This window comes from Labrys sp. KB_33_2, from assembly GCF_052114505.1.
In the GTDB taxonomy this organism is placed as follows: Bacteria; Pseudomonadota; Alphaproteobacteria; order Rhizobiales; family Labraceae; genus Labrys.
In genome coordinates this window covers 257034-270464 of record NZ_JBFREW010000011.1, presented here as the reverse complement: position 1 = coordinate 270464, position 13431 = coordinate 257034, and the positions used below count along the sequence as shown (strand labels likewise).

The following is a 13431-nucleotide window of genomic DNA, read 5'->3' as shown; positions in this document are numbered from 1 at the left end:
TTGTACAATCATATCACCTCGGATCCTCACAAATTGTGCCTTGAGCAAGAGACCAAAAATACCAATTGTAAAAATATTTTCTTTGAGTTTAATTGTGAAAAAATAATTTCAAAAACATCATCCAGAGGATTTAATCGCCATGGCAGGGGAACAGATGATCCCATCCGGCGCATCGTCGCCGGTTCAAAAGCAGATGGAACAGGCACTGGGGACGATCGGCGTCACCACGGCGCACAAGCAAATTCTCGCGCTCATTCTGATCGGATGTCTGTTCGACGCCTTCGAGCAGAACACCATCGGGCTGGTCGCGCCGATGCTGAAGACGCAATGGAGCCTCACCGGCGCCGACATCGGTTTCCTGAACACCATCACCTTTGCAAGTGCGGCCGCGGGCCGCCTCCTCTCCGGCATCCTCGGTGATCGTTATGGCCGCCGCGTCATGCTGACCATCAATCTGCTGCTGTTCACGCTTGGGTCCGCGCTCTGTGCGCTTGCACCGAGTTTCGCGGTGCTTTGCATGGCGCGCGCCATCGTCGGCTTTGGCGTCGGCGGTGAAATCTCCACGGCCGTCACCATGCTCGCCGAGTTCTGCTCGCCGAAATTCCGCGGCACGGCGGCAGGCCTGGTCAATGTCGGCGCCGGCGGCTTCGGGAATTTCCTCGCTCCGGCATTCGGGCTCGTGATCTTCACCCTGTTCGCAGGCGAAGATGCCTGGCGCTGGCTCTTCGGGATGCTGGCGATCCCGGCCTTCCTCGTCGTGTTCTTCCGCCGCTACGTTCCGGAAACACCGCGCTTTCTCGCCTCTCAGGGCAAGATCGACGAAGCCAACAAGGTGCTTTCCATTCTTGCCTCCGGTTCGCTGCGGCCGAAGGAATTGCGGATCAAGGAATATCTGTCGAAACCCGAAGACGGCAGCGACCAGCCTGCGAAAAGCAGCTGGAGAGAGCTGTTCCGGGCGCCCTATCTCGGACGCACCATTCCGGTGGCGATCGCGATCCTGATGAGCTACGGGGCGCAGCTTTCCGTGCTCACCCTCATGCCGATGATCTTCATGTCGATGGGCCACACGCTCTCCGGCAGCCTGCTCTTCAGCATGATCATCCAGAGCGGCAGCGTGCTGGGGGCGATCACCGCCTCGATGTTCGGCTATTATTTCCCGCGCAAGAGGGTCCTGAGCATCGGTTCGGTCTGCGCCTGCGCGGCGGCGCTGGCCATCGTCTATCTGGGGACCAGTCTCTATCTGGTGCTGTTCTTCGGCGCGCTCTTCCAGTTCTTCGTGCTGCTGCTCAACACCTCGATCTGGATCTATGCGCCCGAACTCTATCCGACCCGTATTCGCGGCTTCGGCGTGGCGTTGATCCTGGCAAGCGGCTCGGCCGCAGGCTCGATCGTGCCGACCGTGGCTGGCTACCTGTTCGACCATCTGGGCATGCTCGGCATTTTCGGTCTCGCCGCCTCGATGTATGCGGTCTTCGCCTTCTGCATTCAGCTCGGGCCCGAAACCTATGGCCGCTCCATGGAAGACCTGACCCAGCCGGCCGAACCCGAAACCCCGACCGTCGATTTTACCAAAACCGCCAGAGAACAGGCCTGACAATGCAAGCATCGTCCCCCCATGTCCTATTGATCAATCCCAACAGTTCGGAAGCGACCACGGGGATGATGCTGGCCATTGCCCGTCGCAAGGCCGATGGGCGGCTTCGACTGGAAGCCGCCACGGCAACCCGCAGCCCCTCGATGATCGTCAACGAAACTCAGCTTGCCGCTTCGGCAAGCCAGGTCATCGAGATCGGCCGCGCGCAGGACACGGGCTGCATCGGCATCATCGTCAGTGCCTATGGCGATCCGGGTGTCGTCCATCTGCAGGAAAGCCTGCAAGTGCCGGTCATGGGCATTTGCGAGGCATCCATGATCGACGCCTCGCAGGGCGGGCGGAAATTCGGCGTCGCCACCGTCACGCCGGATCTCGCCGAAGCAATCGCCGCGCGTGCGGCAAGCCTGGGGCTTCAGCACCTCTATACCGGCATACGCTGCACGCCGGGTGACCCGGTCAAGCTGGCCGATGATGCAGAACGCCTGCGCAGCGAGCTGGCAACCGCGGTGAGGCTGTGCATCGAAGACGGAGCCAAAGCGGTCATCATCGGCGGTGGGCCGCTGGGCGAAGCGGCGGAATATCTGCGCACCCAGTTCGACATCCCCATCATCGCGCCCATCGGATCGGCGGTGGATCTGATGATCGCCGCGATCGAGAATGGCGGCAGGCCTCGGAACTGACCGGCAACAAGACGGCGTGCCGATCTTCTCGGGCTACAGCCGCTAGTTCCCCCGCGCCAGCGCCACGATCTTGCGCATCACCGTCGGCAGGGCTTCGCCATCGAGGTCATCAAGACGAACCCAGCGGCAATCGGCCGGCGCCTTGGTACTCAGCAGGGCATCGGCGGCATAGACGCTGACGGCAAGCTCGAAATGGGTGAAACCATGGCTCACTTCGCCCGTCAGCCTGCGCCATTTTGCCTTGAGCGGCGCGTGGTTGACCGCCGTGGCCGAATCGAAGTCTTCGCTCCACACGCTGGAGGGAATTTCCGTCATGCCGCCGAGCAGTCCCTTGTCGGGGCGCTTGCGCACCAGCACCCAGCCATCCGGCCTGACGATCCAGAAGGCTGCCCCCTTGCGCAGGGGGCGCTTGGGCTTGGGGGCCTTGCGCGGGAAGCTTTCCTGCGTCCCTTCCCGGCGTGCCCGGCAGAAGGGCAAATAGGGGCAGAGGCCGCAAGCCGGGCGTTTCGGGGTGCAGATCGTCGCCCCCAGATCCATCATGGCCTGCGCAAAATCGCCGGGCCTGTCGGCCGGCGTCATGCCGTCGACGATTTCGGCAATCCGAGGCTTGGCCTGCGGCAGCGGCGTCTCCAGCGCTTCGAGCCGGGTGACCACCCGCTCGACATTGCCGTCGACCACGGCCGCACGTCGGTCGAAGGCGATAGCGGCAACGGCCGCCGCCGTATAGGCCCCGATTCCCGGCAATTGCCTGAGGCCCTCGACCGTGTCGGGAAAGTGCCCGCCCAGCTTCCCGCTAACGAAACGGGCGCAGGCATGGAGATTGCGGGCGCGCGAATAATAGCCGAGCCCGGCCCAGGCCTTGAGGATATCCTCCTCGTCGCTTCCAGCCATGGCGTCGACCGTGGGCCAGCGTGCCAGAAAAGCCTGGAAATAAGGGCCGACGGTCTTCACCGTGGTCTGCTGCAGCATGATCTCGGAAAGCCAGACGCGATAAGGATCGGCCTTCTCGCCGGGAAGCGCACGCCAGGGCAGCCGCCTTCGATGCCTGTCATACCAGACGAGCAGGGCTTCTGCGTGCAGGGCTTGGGCATGCGAGCCTTCTGCGGACTTGACCTCGGGAGCGACACCATTAAGCATGGCTCCTCATTCCACAGATCGACCATGATCAACAAGCCCAAGTCTCAACCCAAAGCGCCTCAACCCAGAGCGTCTCCACAGCAGGCCCCCTTCAAGCGAAGGTCGGCCCGCCCCTTCGCGGATCTCGTCGGACCGGCCCTGGCCGACGCCCTCAAGGCGCGTGGCTTCGCCACGGCCGACATCATCGGCCATTGGCCGGATATTGTCGGCGCCCGGCTCTCGGCCCATTCGCTGCCCGTGAAGATCCAATGGCCACCCCGCCCCAAAGGCGAAGCGTCCGATACCGCTCCTGCCGCCGCGACCCTGATCCTGCGGGTCGAGAGCGCCTTCGCGCTCGAGGTCGAGATGTCGGCCAGCCAGATCATCGAACGCATCAACGCCGTTTTCGGCTGGCGCTGTATCGGCAAGCTGCGCCTCAAGCAGGGGCCGGTGGACCATCCGGCGCCGCGGGAGAGGCCAAAAATTCCCGATTTGCCTCCCGAAGCCTCCCGTCAATTGGCTGACGATCTCAGCGGCATCGAGAACCCCGGCTTGCGCGAGGCCCTGGAACGGCTGGGGCGGCAGGTTCGCGGCACGCCTCGCCGTGCCAAACCGGTCACAGCTACGTGAAGGTGGCCGGTCTGCCTGTTGCCATAATTGCAAGGCTCAAGTACCGCACAGATAGAGTGCGCGAACGCGCAATGATGAAGGACATGAGTCGCCGATGAGCCCGATGCTTTCCCGCCGTACCCTGATCGCAGCCCTTGCGGCGAGTCCGGCGCTTGCGGCCCTGCCCGCCCTCGCGGCCGACGACAAGGTCAGCCTCCTCGAGTTGGCCGTTCCCGGCCCCATCCCCGATATCGCGCTCGGCAAGCCGGATGCACCGGTGAAGGTCTATGAATATGCCTCGATGACCTGCCCCCATTGCGCCCGCTTCGCCAAGGACGTGTTCCCGGGGATCAAGGAAAAATATATCGACACCGGCAAGGTGCTGTGGACGATGCGCGAGTTCCCGCTCGACCCGCGCGCCACCGCTGCCTTCATGCTGGCGCGCTGCGTGGCCAAGGATGCGCCGCCGGAGAAATATTACACCATGCTCGACGTCCTGTTCTCGCAGCAGGAGAGCTGGGCGTTCGTCAATGACGCCAAGCAGGTGCTTCCCGCCCTGTTCGGCATTGCCAAGCAGTCCGGTTTTACACAGGAACAGTTCCAGGCCTGCTTGAAAGACCAGGCGCTCTATGCTGGCGTAAATGCCGTGAAGGAGCGTGGTTCTTCGGCTTTCGGTATCGATGGCACGCCGACCTTCTTCATCAACGGTATCAGGAAGGGCGGCGAGATCACGGTCGACGAGTTCTCCAAGATCGTCGATCCGTTCCTCAAATCCTGAAAGCAGTCCCGGCCCCGCCGGACTGCGGGGTGATGGATGAAACTAACCAAGCTCAGGCTTCTCGGCTTCAAGTCGTTCGTCGAACCGACGGATTTCCTGATCGAACCCGGTCTGACCGGCGTGGTCGGGCCGAACGGGTGCGGCAAGTCGAACCTTGTCGAAGCCCTGCGCTGGGTGATGGGCGAGAGCAGCCACAAGAATCTGCGTGCCGCCGAGATGGACGACGTCATCTTCGGCGGCTCCGGCAACCGGCCGCCGCGCAACATGGCCGAGGTGATGCTGACGGTCGAGAACAAGGACCGCACCGCCCCGGCTGCCTTCAACGACGCCGACATTCTGGAAATCTCCCGCCGGATCGAGCGTGATCGCGGCTCCAATTACCGCATCAACGGCCGGGAGGTGCGCGCCCGCGACGTACAGCTCATCTTCGCCGACGCTTCCACCGGCGCACGCTCGCCCGCCATGGTGCGCCAGGGCCAGATCGCCGAGCTCATTGCCGCCAAGCCGCAGTCGCGCCGCCGTATCCTCGAAGAAGCCGCCGGCATCTCCGGCCTGCATACGCGCCGCCACGAAGCGGAATTGCGGCTGAAGGCGGCCGAAAGCAATCTGGAGCGGCTCGAGGACGTGCTGACCCAGATCGAGACCCAGCTCGACAGCCTGAAGCGCCAGTCCCGCCAGGCCTTCCGCTATCGCGGCCTTTCCAACGAGATCCGGCAGGCCGAGGCCCTCATCTTCCACATTGCCTTCGAGGAAGCGGGGCGGCTGGTGATCGAGGCCGAGAAGCGACTGGATCTCGATACCCGCACCGTAGCCGAGCGCACGCGGGCACAGGCCGAGACAGCCCGTCTTGCCGCCATCGCCGCCCATGAGATGCCGCCCTTGCGCGACGCCGAGCATGCCGCCGGCACCGCTTTGCATCGCCTGGTGCTGGCGCGCGAACAACTGGAGCAGGAAGAGCGGCGCGCCGGCGAGCGGCGCATCGAGCTCGACCACCGTATCAAGCAGGCCGGCGCCGACATCACCCGCGAAAAATCGCTGATATCGGATGCCGGCACCATGCTGCAGCGCCTGAGGGCCGAGGCATCCGTCTTGAAGGCCGAGCAGGACGGCAGTGGGGAACGTGCCGCCGAGGCCGCTGGCCTGTTGCGGGACGCCGAGGCCGCCCTGGCCGAGCAGGAGAAGGCGATGGGCGAGGCCCAGAGCGCCCTGGCCGAACTGCAGGCATCGCGCACCCAGGCCGAACGCAGCGAGCACGAGGCCGCGGAACGGGTCCTCCGCCTCGAACGCCAGCTCGCCGAGATCCGGCGCGAGAGCGAAACCCTGCGCGCCGGATCCAATGCCACGGCCGTCGCCGAAGCGTTGCAGCTTGAACTTGCCGCGCTGCAGGAGCGCCGTAGCCAGGCCGAACAGGCCGCCCTGGAAGCCGAGGCTGTTCATGCCGAGGCGCGCGAGGCCGAAGCCGCCACGCGAACGCCTCTCCAGGACGCCGAGCGTACGGCCAACCGCCTGGAAACCGAGGCGCGAACCCTGGCCAAGCTGGTGCTGACGCCGGCCGGCGCCAAATATCCCCCGATTGCCGATGCCCTCCAGGTCGCCAAGGGCTATGAGGTGGCGCTCGGCGCCGCCCTCGGCGAGGATATCGACGCGCCTGTCGATCTCGACGCGCCGGCGCACTGGTCGGGCGCCGCGGTCGCTGACGGCGACCCGGCTCTGCCCGCCGGAGCCGAGGCTCTGGCGAGCTTCGTCCAGGCTCCCGAAAACCTGGCGCGCCGCCTGGCCCAGATCGGCATCGTGGACAAGGCCGACGGCCACCGCCTCAAGGCCCTGCTCGCCGCCGGGCAGCGGCTGGTGAGCCGCGAAGGCGATCTTTGGCGCTGGGACGGCTTCGTGGCCGCCGCCGAGGCCCCCTCTCCCGCCGCCCGGCGCCTGGCCGAACGCAACCGTCTGGCCGAACTGGAAGAGCGCGCGCTCGAGGCGCGGGATGCCGTCGCTCCCCGTCGCCGCGAGGCCGAGATGGCGCAGACCGCCTCGCGCCAGGCCGCTGAGCGCGAGCGCACCACGCGCGACGCCTGGCGCAGCCTCAGCCGCGAGGCCGACCAGCTGCGCGAGCGTGCCGTCGCGGCCGAGCGCCAGGCAGCCCAGCTCGCCAGCCGCCTCTCCGCCCTGGACGAAGCCGGCAACCGCCTCGGCAGCGATCTTGCCGAGGCGCGCGAGGCCTGCGAGCGGACAAGACAGACTTTGGCGGCACTGCCCGATGGCAGCGCCCTCAACGACCAGCTGCAGGAATTGCGCCATGGCGTCGCGGAAGGCCGCGCCGTGGTGGCCGAGACGCGCGCCCAGGCCCAGACGCTGGCACGCGAGGACGAGTTGCGCTCGCGGCGTCTTGCCGCCATCGAACAGGAAAGCCAGTCCTGGACAGACCGCCAGGAGAATGGCGCGGCCCAGATCGAGACGCTGACCAGCCGCCTGACCGAACTGGAAATCGAACGGGCCGAGTTCGACGATGCCCCGGTCGTCTTCGCGGCACGACGGCGGGGCCTGATCGCGGAAACCGAGACGGCGGAAGAAGTGCGCAAGATTGCCGCCGACCGCCTGGCCGAAGCCGAGACCCGTCTGGCCCAGACCGATCGCCAGGGCCGCGAGGCGCTGGTCGCCCTGAGCCAGGCGCGCGAGGAGCAGGTGCGCGCGGAAGAAAAGCTCGACGCCCTGCGTGCGCGTCGCGCCCAGATCGTGGCCGAGATCGCGGAAGCCCTGAACGTCGCGCCGACGGGCCTCCTGAAGCTCGCCAATCTTGCGCCGGACGCCCCGATCCCCGATCGGCGCGTGGTCGAGCGCATGCTGGAGGACGCCAAGCGCGAGCGCGAGCGCCTTGGCGCCGTCAACCTCAGGGCCGAGGACGAGCAGAAGGACGTGCAGACCCAGCTCGATGGCCTCGTCAGCGAACGGGACGATCTGGTCGAGGCCATCAAACGCCTGCGCCAGGCGATTGCCGGCCTCAACCGCGAAGGGCGCGAGAGGCTGCTCGCCGCCTTCGACGTGGTCAACGGCCACTTCCAGCTCCTGTTCCAGACCCTGTTCGGCGGCGGCACGGCCGAGTTGCAGCTCACCGAGTCGGACGATCCCCTCGAAGCTGGCCTGGAAATGCTGGCCCGTCCGCCCGGCAAGAAGCCGCAGACCCTGTCCCTGCTCTCGGGCGGCGAGCAGGCCCTCACGGCGATGGCGCTGATCTTTGCGGTGTTTCTCACCAATCCGGCACCGATCTGCGTGCTCGACGAAGTCGATGCGCCGCTTGATGATGCCAATGTGGAGCGCTTCTGCGATCTTCTCGACGCGATGATTCGCGAAACCGAGACGCGTTTCGTCACCATCACCCACAACCCGATCACCATGTCGCGCCAGAATCGCCTGTTCGGCGTCACCATGGCCGAACGCGGCGTCAGCCAACTCGTCTCGGTCAATCTGAGCGAAGCCGAGAAGTTCCTGGAAGCGGTGTAGGCGTTCGGGATAGCAGGACTGCCGAGCGCCAAGGGCGCCTCGGTCGAGGCAGGACTGGTGGGTCGATCTCCTGATCGACCATCTTAGAACAGCTGTACCTGAAAAAGGCGAAGAGGGTCGATCTGGAGATCGACCCTCCAGGCTCCGAATTGCTCTTGCCGAATCCATAAGCAAGTGCTTATGTGTTTTGCATGATGCAGACAAACCTCTTCCGGGCCCTCGCCGACCCCACCCGCCGCGCCGTGTTCGAACGGCTGGCGGGCGGCGAGATGAGCGTTTCACAGATCAAGGCCGGCTTCGAGATTTCCCAGCCGGCGATCTCGCAGCATCTGGCCGTGCTGCGCGAGGCGGGCCTAGTGGCCGAGCGGCGCGAGGGTCGCATGGTGCATTACCGTGCCGCCCCCCAGGCGCTCGCCCCGCTGGCCGACTGGGTCGACCGCTACGCGAGCTTCTGGCCTGGACGCATCGACCGGCTCAAGGCCGTGCTGAAGGAGATGGACCAATGACGATCCTGAGCGACGCGACGATCAAAGGCGCGGAGGACAAGACAGCGCCGGACGATCTTCACTTCGAAAGCCTGCTGGAAGCACCGCCCGCCAAGGTCTGGCGTGCCCTCACCATTCCCGATTACGTCGCCGCCTGGCTGACGCCGGCCGAGGACGGGACGGGTGCTCCCCGTTCACCGCGACGGGAGTCGAAAGAGCCCGAACTGGTCGATTGCCGCCTCCTTGCCGCCGAGGCCCCGCAAATACTGCGCTATGCCTGGAGCGAAAAGATGCAGGACCGCGTCCTCGACAGCGTCGTCACCTTCGAGCTCACCCCCCATGGCGAAGGCTCCACGCTGCTGCGCATCACCCAGAGCAACTTCGTCCTGCGGCCCGTCGCCGCCAATCTCAACCAGCCGACCATGCTGCCAAAGGATTTTCCAGAAAAGTTGGCAGACTTTTCGATTAAGAAAATACGTCGAAACAAAGAGTCAGAGAAAAGTTGCGATCTAATCGGATCGCAACTGGCTCTCGCCGCCTGAGGAGCTCGTCATGAATTCCCTCGTCCCCATGGTGGTGGAGCAGTCCACCCGCGGCGAACGCGCCTTCGACATCTTCTCGCGCCTGCTGCGCGAGCGCATCATCTTCATCAACGGCCCTGTCGATGACGGCGTCTCCGCCCTGGTCTGCGCACAGCTCCTGTTCCTGGAAGCGGAGAATTCGAAGAAGGAGATCTCGCTCTACATCAACTCCCCGGGCGGATCGGTGACCAGCGGCTTTGCCATCTACGACACCATGCAGTTCATCAAGAGCCCGGTCTCGACGCTGTGCATGGGATCGGCCTTCTCGCTCGGCTCCTTCATCCTGATGGCCGGCACGGCCGGGCGCCGCTTCGCCCTGCCCAATGCCTCGATCATGGTGCACCAGCCCTCGGGCGGCTATCAGGGCCAGGCCAGCGACATGCTCATCCACGCCAACAACATCATCAAGTCGAGAGCCCGTCTCAACGGTCTGTACGCCCAGCATTGCGGCCGGACCGTCAGAGAAGTCGAGGCCGCCATGGATCGCGACAATTTCATGTCAGCCGACGAAGCCCAGGCCTGGGGCCTTGTCGACCACGTCGCATCGGAGCGCCAGGAAGCGGCTTAGAAAATGTCGAAGAAATAAGTGAACTGCTTCCGGACTGTCATCCCCGGCGAGCAAAGCGAGGGAAGGGGATCCAGGGGCTAGAGATCGAGCCCTTCAACCCCTTGATCCCCTTCCCTTCGCCCTCTCTCGCTTCGCTCAAGAGCGGCTCAGCCGGGGATGACAGCGGCACGTATCTACCCACGGTTCCAAAATGCGGATGGGGACGTCCGCGTTCCCAAGACGACCCGGCCATAGGTCAAAATGAGAACCGCTAACGACAAAGCTCGCACAAGCCCCCAATGACGTTTGAATGAGCCGCATTGCGCTTGTCAGCTCCTGATTCTCGCCCCCGTTTTGCCACCACAACCCATCTGTGGCGGCTCCGGGACGGCTTCAAGGCAGGCTTGTGCAGGCCTGCACGAGCAAATGTGACGCCGCAACCATGCCTTGTCCTGGAGCAAAGCGCGTTTGAGTGTAAGCGCATCTTTGCTCTCATTCTTTGGTTCAACGCGTCTTTGCGATTCTTGCCGATTCCGGCAAATCGCAAAACGCTTTGGCAGAAAAGCCGGCAGCCAACAGCCATTCTCCCCATTTTTTATTTATTCTCAAACACTTGGCATAATTCTGCCTCGCCTTGACACCGCAAGGGGGCCTGGGTATGGTCCCGCCGTTTTCAAGGGGGGCGTCCGGCTCAGTTTTGGCCGGCCAGGGAGCATGTTGCCGCAATGGCGAGCGACGAAGCGGACCAGGCCGGGAAATCCGGCAAAGACGAATCCCGCGAACGTGAATTGAACGAACGCTTGCGCCGTCTCGACGAGCGCCTCGGCTCCATCAAGGCCGGGGAAGAAGCCGAAACGGCCAAGGCGCGCAAGCAGGAGGGCGATCCTTCTGCGATCGGCAAGGCCATGCGCCTCTCGTCCGAGTTCGTCGGCGGCATCATCGCCGGTGGCTTGCTGGGATGGGTCGTGGATCGGTTTGTCGGTACTTCGCCGTGGGGGCTCATCATCTTTTTGATGCTTGGCTTCGGGGCAGGTATCCGGAACTTGTTGCGCGCCTCGAATATGTTGGGCAAAACGCCCGGCAAACAGGAATGATCCGGCGCCTTGCGCCACAATTGAAGACAGGGCCTGCCAGGCGATGCATAGTCCGATTACGCAGTTCGAGATCAAGCCGCTCTTCCATATCGGCAGCATCGCGTTCACCAATTCGGCTCTCTTCATGTTCCTGGCGGTGATCCTCATCGCGCTGGTGATGATTGCCACGACCTCTGCCCGCGCCACCGTGCCGGGCCGCTGGCAGTCCCTCGCCGAGACCTTCTATGAATTCGTGGCCGGCACCGTGCGCTCCTCGGCCGGGAACGAGGGCATGCGCTTCATGCCGCTGGTGTTCTCGCTGTTCATGTTCGTGCTGTTCTGCAACGTGCTCGGCCTGATTCCCGGCTTCTTCACCGTCACCAGCCACATCATCGTCACCTTCGCGCTGGCGGCCCTGGTGATCGCCACGGTGATCCTCTATGGTTTCTACAAGAACGGCGCCCACTTCCTGAAGCTGTTCGTACCCTCCGGCGTTCCGGCCGTGCTGCTGCCGCTGCTGGTGGCGATCGAGATCATCTCCTTCGTCTCGCGTCCGATCAGCCTCTCCGTCCGTCTCTTCGCCAACATGCTGGCCGGGCACATCGCGCTGAAGATCTTCGCAGGCTTCATCGTCATGCTCGCCAGCGCCGGCGCGCTGACGGCGATCCTTTCGCCCCTGCCCCTGCTTCTCGTGATCGCCCTGGTGGCGCTCGAAGTGCTGGTTGCCGTGCTGCAAGCCTATGTCTTCGCTACGCTGACCTGCATCTACCTCAATGACGCCCTTCATCCCGGCCATTGATCCCGTCTAAATCCAACAAAACCTACACCAACAGGAGTTCTCCATGGATCCCGTCGCAGCTAAGTATATCGGCGCTGGTCTCGCTTGCATCGGCATGGCCGGCGCTGGTATCGGCCTCGGCAACCTGTTCGGCCAGTTCCTCTCGGGCGCCCTGCGCAACCCGTCGGCTGCCGACGGCCAGCGCGGCACTCTGCTCCTTGGCTTCGCTCTGACCGAAGCTCTCGGCATCTTCTCGCTGCTCGTCGCTCTGCTGCTCCTCTTCGCAGTCTGATCCGCGCCAGCCACGCCGAACGGGACGGCTTTCGCGGTTTTTTCTAGAAATCGCGGGGCCGTCTGTCGTTTCAGTGGCTAAAGCGTTTTGCGATCTGGCGGTCCCGCCAAGAATCGCAAAGACGTGTCGAACCAAAGCGCTAGGGCAAACAAGCGTTTCCGTCCAAACGCGCTTTGCTCTAGAACTGGCAGCAATTCCATCTGTTTGTGGCTCAATCTGTTTGTAGCTTGGCCTGCAAAAACGTGAGTTCACATCCGTTGAAGGTGTTTCATGGCTGAAAGTCACGCAGGAACCGAGGTTCCCGGCGATGCACATGGGGCCAAGGGCGCATTTCCGCCCTTTGACAGCTCGTCCTTTGCCTCACAGCTTGTGTGGCTGGTCATCGCTTTCGGGCTTCTCTACATCCTGATGTCGAAGATCGCGCTCCCGCGCATCGCCGGCATCCTCTCCGAGCGGTCAGCTAAGATCGCGGCGGACCTTGCGGCTGCGCAGAAGGCGAAGGCGGACAGCGATGAGGCCGTGGCCTCATACCAGACCTCCCTCATCAAGGCTCGCGCCAAGGCCCAGAACATCGCGGCCGAAACCCGAGCTGCCGTGACTGCCGAAACGGACACCACCCGCAAGTCGCTCGAGGCCGATCTCTCGGCCAAGCTGGCAGCGGCGGAAGCCAAGATCCAGGCGACCAAGCAGGCTGCCCTCGGCAACGTCAACGGCATCGCCGTCGACGCCACCACCGCCATCATCGAGCAATTGCTCGGCAAGGCCCCTGAGCCGCAGACGGTCCAGTCTGCCGTCAACACGGCCTTGGCTAACTAAGGGAGGCGGGCGTGATCGAATATTTCGCCGAGATGATCCATGAACTCTTCAACCCTGCCGGGCCCGAGTTCTACATCCTCATCGCCACGCTGATCTTCCTGGCCATCGCCTGGAAGCTCGGGGCCTTTGGCCAGATCGGCAAGGGCCTCGATGCCCGCGGCAATGCCGTGCGCGCCGAGCTCGAGCAGGCTCGCGCCTTGCGCGAGGAAGCCCAGAAACTGCTGGCCGACTATCAGAAGAAGCAGAAGGAAGCGGAAGCCGAAGCTGCTGCGATGATCGAGGCTGCCAAGGCCGAGGCCGAGCGCTTCAAGGCCGAGCAGATCGCCAAGATCGAAGACTTCGTGGCGCGCCGCACCAAGCTTGCCGATCAGAAGATCGCCCAGGCCGAAACGTCGGCCGTCGCCGAGGTCAAGGCCGCCGCTGCCGATGCCGCCGTCAAGGCTGCCACCACGATCCTTGCCGACCAGCCGCCCGCCAGCACCGGCAATCTGATGTCGGCTGCCCTCAACGAGGTGCGCGCCAAGCTCAACTAAGCGGCCCGAACCGGGCGCTGTTGAAAACCGCCCGAGCTCTCGGGCGGTTTTTTA

Annotated in this window: 14 protein-coding genes; 13 read left to right on the top strand and 1 reads right to left on the bottom strand. The window is 64.1% G+C overall.

The features are described from left to right. Positions 1 to 139: 139 nt before the first annotated feature. Positions 140 to 1594, top strand: coding sequence for an MFS transporter (locus tag AB4037_RS20780; RefSeq protein ID WP_441772797.1), 1455 nt, complete (start codon positions 140 to 142; stop codon positions 1592 to 1594). A 2-nt stretch (positions 1595 to 1596) separates the two neighbouring features. Then, positions 1597 to 2274, top strand: a complete 678-nt coding sequence (locus AB4037_RS20775; RefSeq protein WP_441772796.1) for an aspartate/glutamate racemase family protein — start codon at positions 1597 to 1599, stop codon at positions 2272 to 2274. Between the two features lie 42 nt (positions 2275 to 2316). Here the strand turns inward: AB4037_RS20775 and mutY are convergent, their stop codons facing one another. Next, the gene (mutY, locus tag AB4037_RS20770) at positions 2317 to 3411 is read right to left on the bottom strand and encodes an A/G-specific adenine glycosylase (protein WP_441772795.1); all 1095 of its coding nucleotides are present in this window, start codon (positions 3409 to 3411) and stop codon (positions 2317 to 2319) included. 24 nt (positions 3412 to 3435) lie between these two features. Here mutY and AB4037_RS20765 point away from each other — a divergent pair, with 24 nt between their 5' ends. From AB4037_RS20765 to AB4037_RS20715, 11 genes are all read left to right on the top strand, one after another. Beyond that, a complete protein-coding gene (locus tag AB4037_RS20765; RefSeq protein ID WP_434955420.1) occupies positions 3436 to 4020 on the top strand; it encodes a DUF721 domain-containing protein in 585 nt (194 codons plus the stop codon). Positions 4021 to 4114: 94 nt separating this feature from the next. Further along, entirely contained in the window at positions 4115 to 4777 is a 663-nt protein-coding gene (locus tag AB4037_RS20760) for a DsbA family protein (protein WP_434955419.1), read from the top strand. A 36-nt stretch (positions 4778 to 4813) separates the two neighbouring features. Beyond that, on the top strand, positions 4814 to 8272 hold the full coding sequence (gene smc, locus AB4037_RS20755) for a chromosome segregation protein SMC (RefSeq protein ID WP_441772794.1): 3459 nt from the start codon (positions 4814 to 4816) through the stop codon (positions 8270 to 8272). A gap of 191 nt (positions 8273 to 8463) precedes the next feature. Next, positions 8464 to 8778, top strand: a complete 315-nt coding sequence (locus AB4037_RS20750; protein ID WP_434955417.1) for an ArsR/SmtB family transcription factor — start codon at positions 8464 to 8466, stop codon at positions 8776 to 8778. Then, a complete protein-coding gene (locus AB4037_RS20745) occupies positions 8775 to 9299 on the top strand; it encodes an SRPBCC family protein (RefSeq protein ID WP_441772793.1) in 525 nt (174 codons plus the stop codon). The genes AB4037_RS20750 and AB4037_RS20745 overlap by 4 nt, the downstream gene beginning before the upstream one ends. A 10-nt stretch (positions 9300 to 9309) precedes the next feature. Next, positions 9310 to 9906, top strand: a complete 597-nt coding sequence (locus tag AB4037_RS20740; protein ID WP_434955415.1) for an ATP-dependent Clp protease proteolytic subunit — start codon at positions 9310 to 9312, stop codon at positions 9904 to 9906. Between the two features lie 704 nt (positions 9907 to 10610). Continuing rightward, positions 10611 to 10979, top strand: a complete 369-nt coding sequence (locus AB4037_RS20735) for an AtpZ/AtpI family protein (protein ID WP_434955414.1) — start codon at positions 10611 to 10613, stop codon at positions 10977 to 10979. 43 nt (positions 10980 to 11022) lie between these two features. Next, positions 11023 to 11757, top strand: coding sequence for a F0F1 ATP synthase subunit A (locus AB4037_RS20730; protein ID WP_434955413.1), 735 nt, complete (start codon positions 11023 to 11025; stop codon positions 11755 to 11757). A gap of 43 nt (positions 11758 to 11800) precedes the next feature. Next, complete coding sequence (locus AB4037_RS20725; protein ID WP_068291855.1) at positions 11801 to 12028, top strand: F0F1 ATP synthase subunit C; 228 nt, start codon at positions 11801 to 11803, stop codon at positions 12026 to 12028. 270 nt (positions 12029 to 12298) lie between these two features. Next, complete coding sequence (locus AB4037_RS20720) at positions 12299 to 12844, top strand: F0F1 ATP synthase subunit B (RefSeq protein WP_441772792.1); 546 nt, start codon at positions 12299 to 12301, stop codon at positions 12842 to 12844. A gap of 32 nt (positions 12845 to 12876) precedes the next feature. Continuing rightward, the gene (locus tag AB4037_RS20715) at positions 12877 to 13377 is read left to right on the top strand and encodes a F0F1 ATP synthase subunit B family protein (RefSeq protein ID WP_149255299.1); all 501 of its coding nucleotides are present in this window, start codon (positions 12877 to 12879) and stop codon (positions 13375 to 13377) included. Positions 13378 to 13431 lie beyond the last annotated feature (54 nt).

What these genes read in the sequence shown, in the direction of transcription:
- AB4037_RS20765 (WP_434955420.1), top strand. Translation starts at nt 3,436, where the DNA reads ATGATCAACAAGCCCAAGTCTCAACCCAAAGCGCCTCAACCCAGAGCG.
- AB4037_RS20745 (WP_441772793.1), top strand. Translation starts at nt 8,775, where the DNA reads ATGACGATCCTGAGCGACGCGACGATCAAAGGCGCGGAGGACAAGACA.
- mutY (WP_441772795.1), bottom strand. Translation starts at nt 3,411, where the DNA reads ATGCTTAATGGTGTCGCTCCCGAGGTCAAGTCCGCAGAAGGCTCGCAT.
- AB4037_RS20715 (WP_149255299.1), top strand. Translation starts at nt 12,877, where the DNA reads ATGATCCATGAACTCTTCAACCCTGCCGGGCCCGAGTTCTACATCCTC.
- AB4037_RS20735 (WP_434955414.1), top strand. Translation starts at nt 10,611, where the DNA reads ATGGCGAGCGACGAAGCGGACCAGGCCGGGAAATCCGGCAAAGACGAA.
- AB4037_RS20730 (WP_434955413.1), top strand. Translation starts at nt 11,023, where the DNA reads ATGCATAGTCCGATTACGCAGTTCGAGATCAAGCCGCTCTTCCATATC.
- AB4037_RS20720 (WP_441772792.1), top strand. Translation starts at nt 12,299, where the DNA reads ATGGCTGAAAGTCACGCAGGAACCGAGGTTCCCGGCGATGCACATGGG.
- AB4037_RS20760 (WP_434955419.1), top strand. Translation starts at nt 4,115, where the DNA reads ATGAGCCCGATGCTTTCCCGCCGTACCCTGATCGCAGCCCTTGCGGCG.
- AB4037_RS20725 (WP_068291855.1), top strand. Translation starts at nt 11,801, where the DNA reads ATGGATCCCGTCGCAGCTAAGTATATCGGCGCTGGTCTCGCTTGCATC.
- AB4037_RS20775 (WP_441772796.1), top strand. Translation starts at nt 1,597, where the DNA reads ATGCAAGCATCGTCCCCCCATGTCCTATTGATCAATCCCAACAGTTCG.
- AB4037_RS20750 (WP_434955417.1), top strand. Translation starts at nt 8,464, where the DNA reads ATGATGCAGACAAACCTCTTCCGGGCCCTCGCCGACCCCACCCGCCGC.
- AB4037_RS20780 (WP_441772797.1), top strand. Translation starts at nt 140, where the DNA reads ATGGCAGGGGAACAGATGATCCCATCCGGCGCATCGTCGCCGGTTCAA.
- AB4037_RS20740 (WP_434955415.1), top strand. Translation starts at nt 9,310, where the DNA reads ATGAATTCCCTCGTCCCCATGGTGGTGGAGCAGTCCACCCGCGGCGAA.
- smc (WP_441772794.1), top strand. Translation starts at nt 4,814, where the DNA reads ATGAAACTAACCAAGCTCAGGCTTCTCGGCTTCAAGTCGTTCGTCGAA.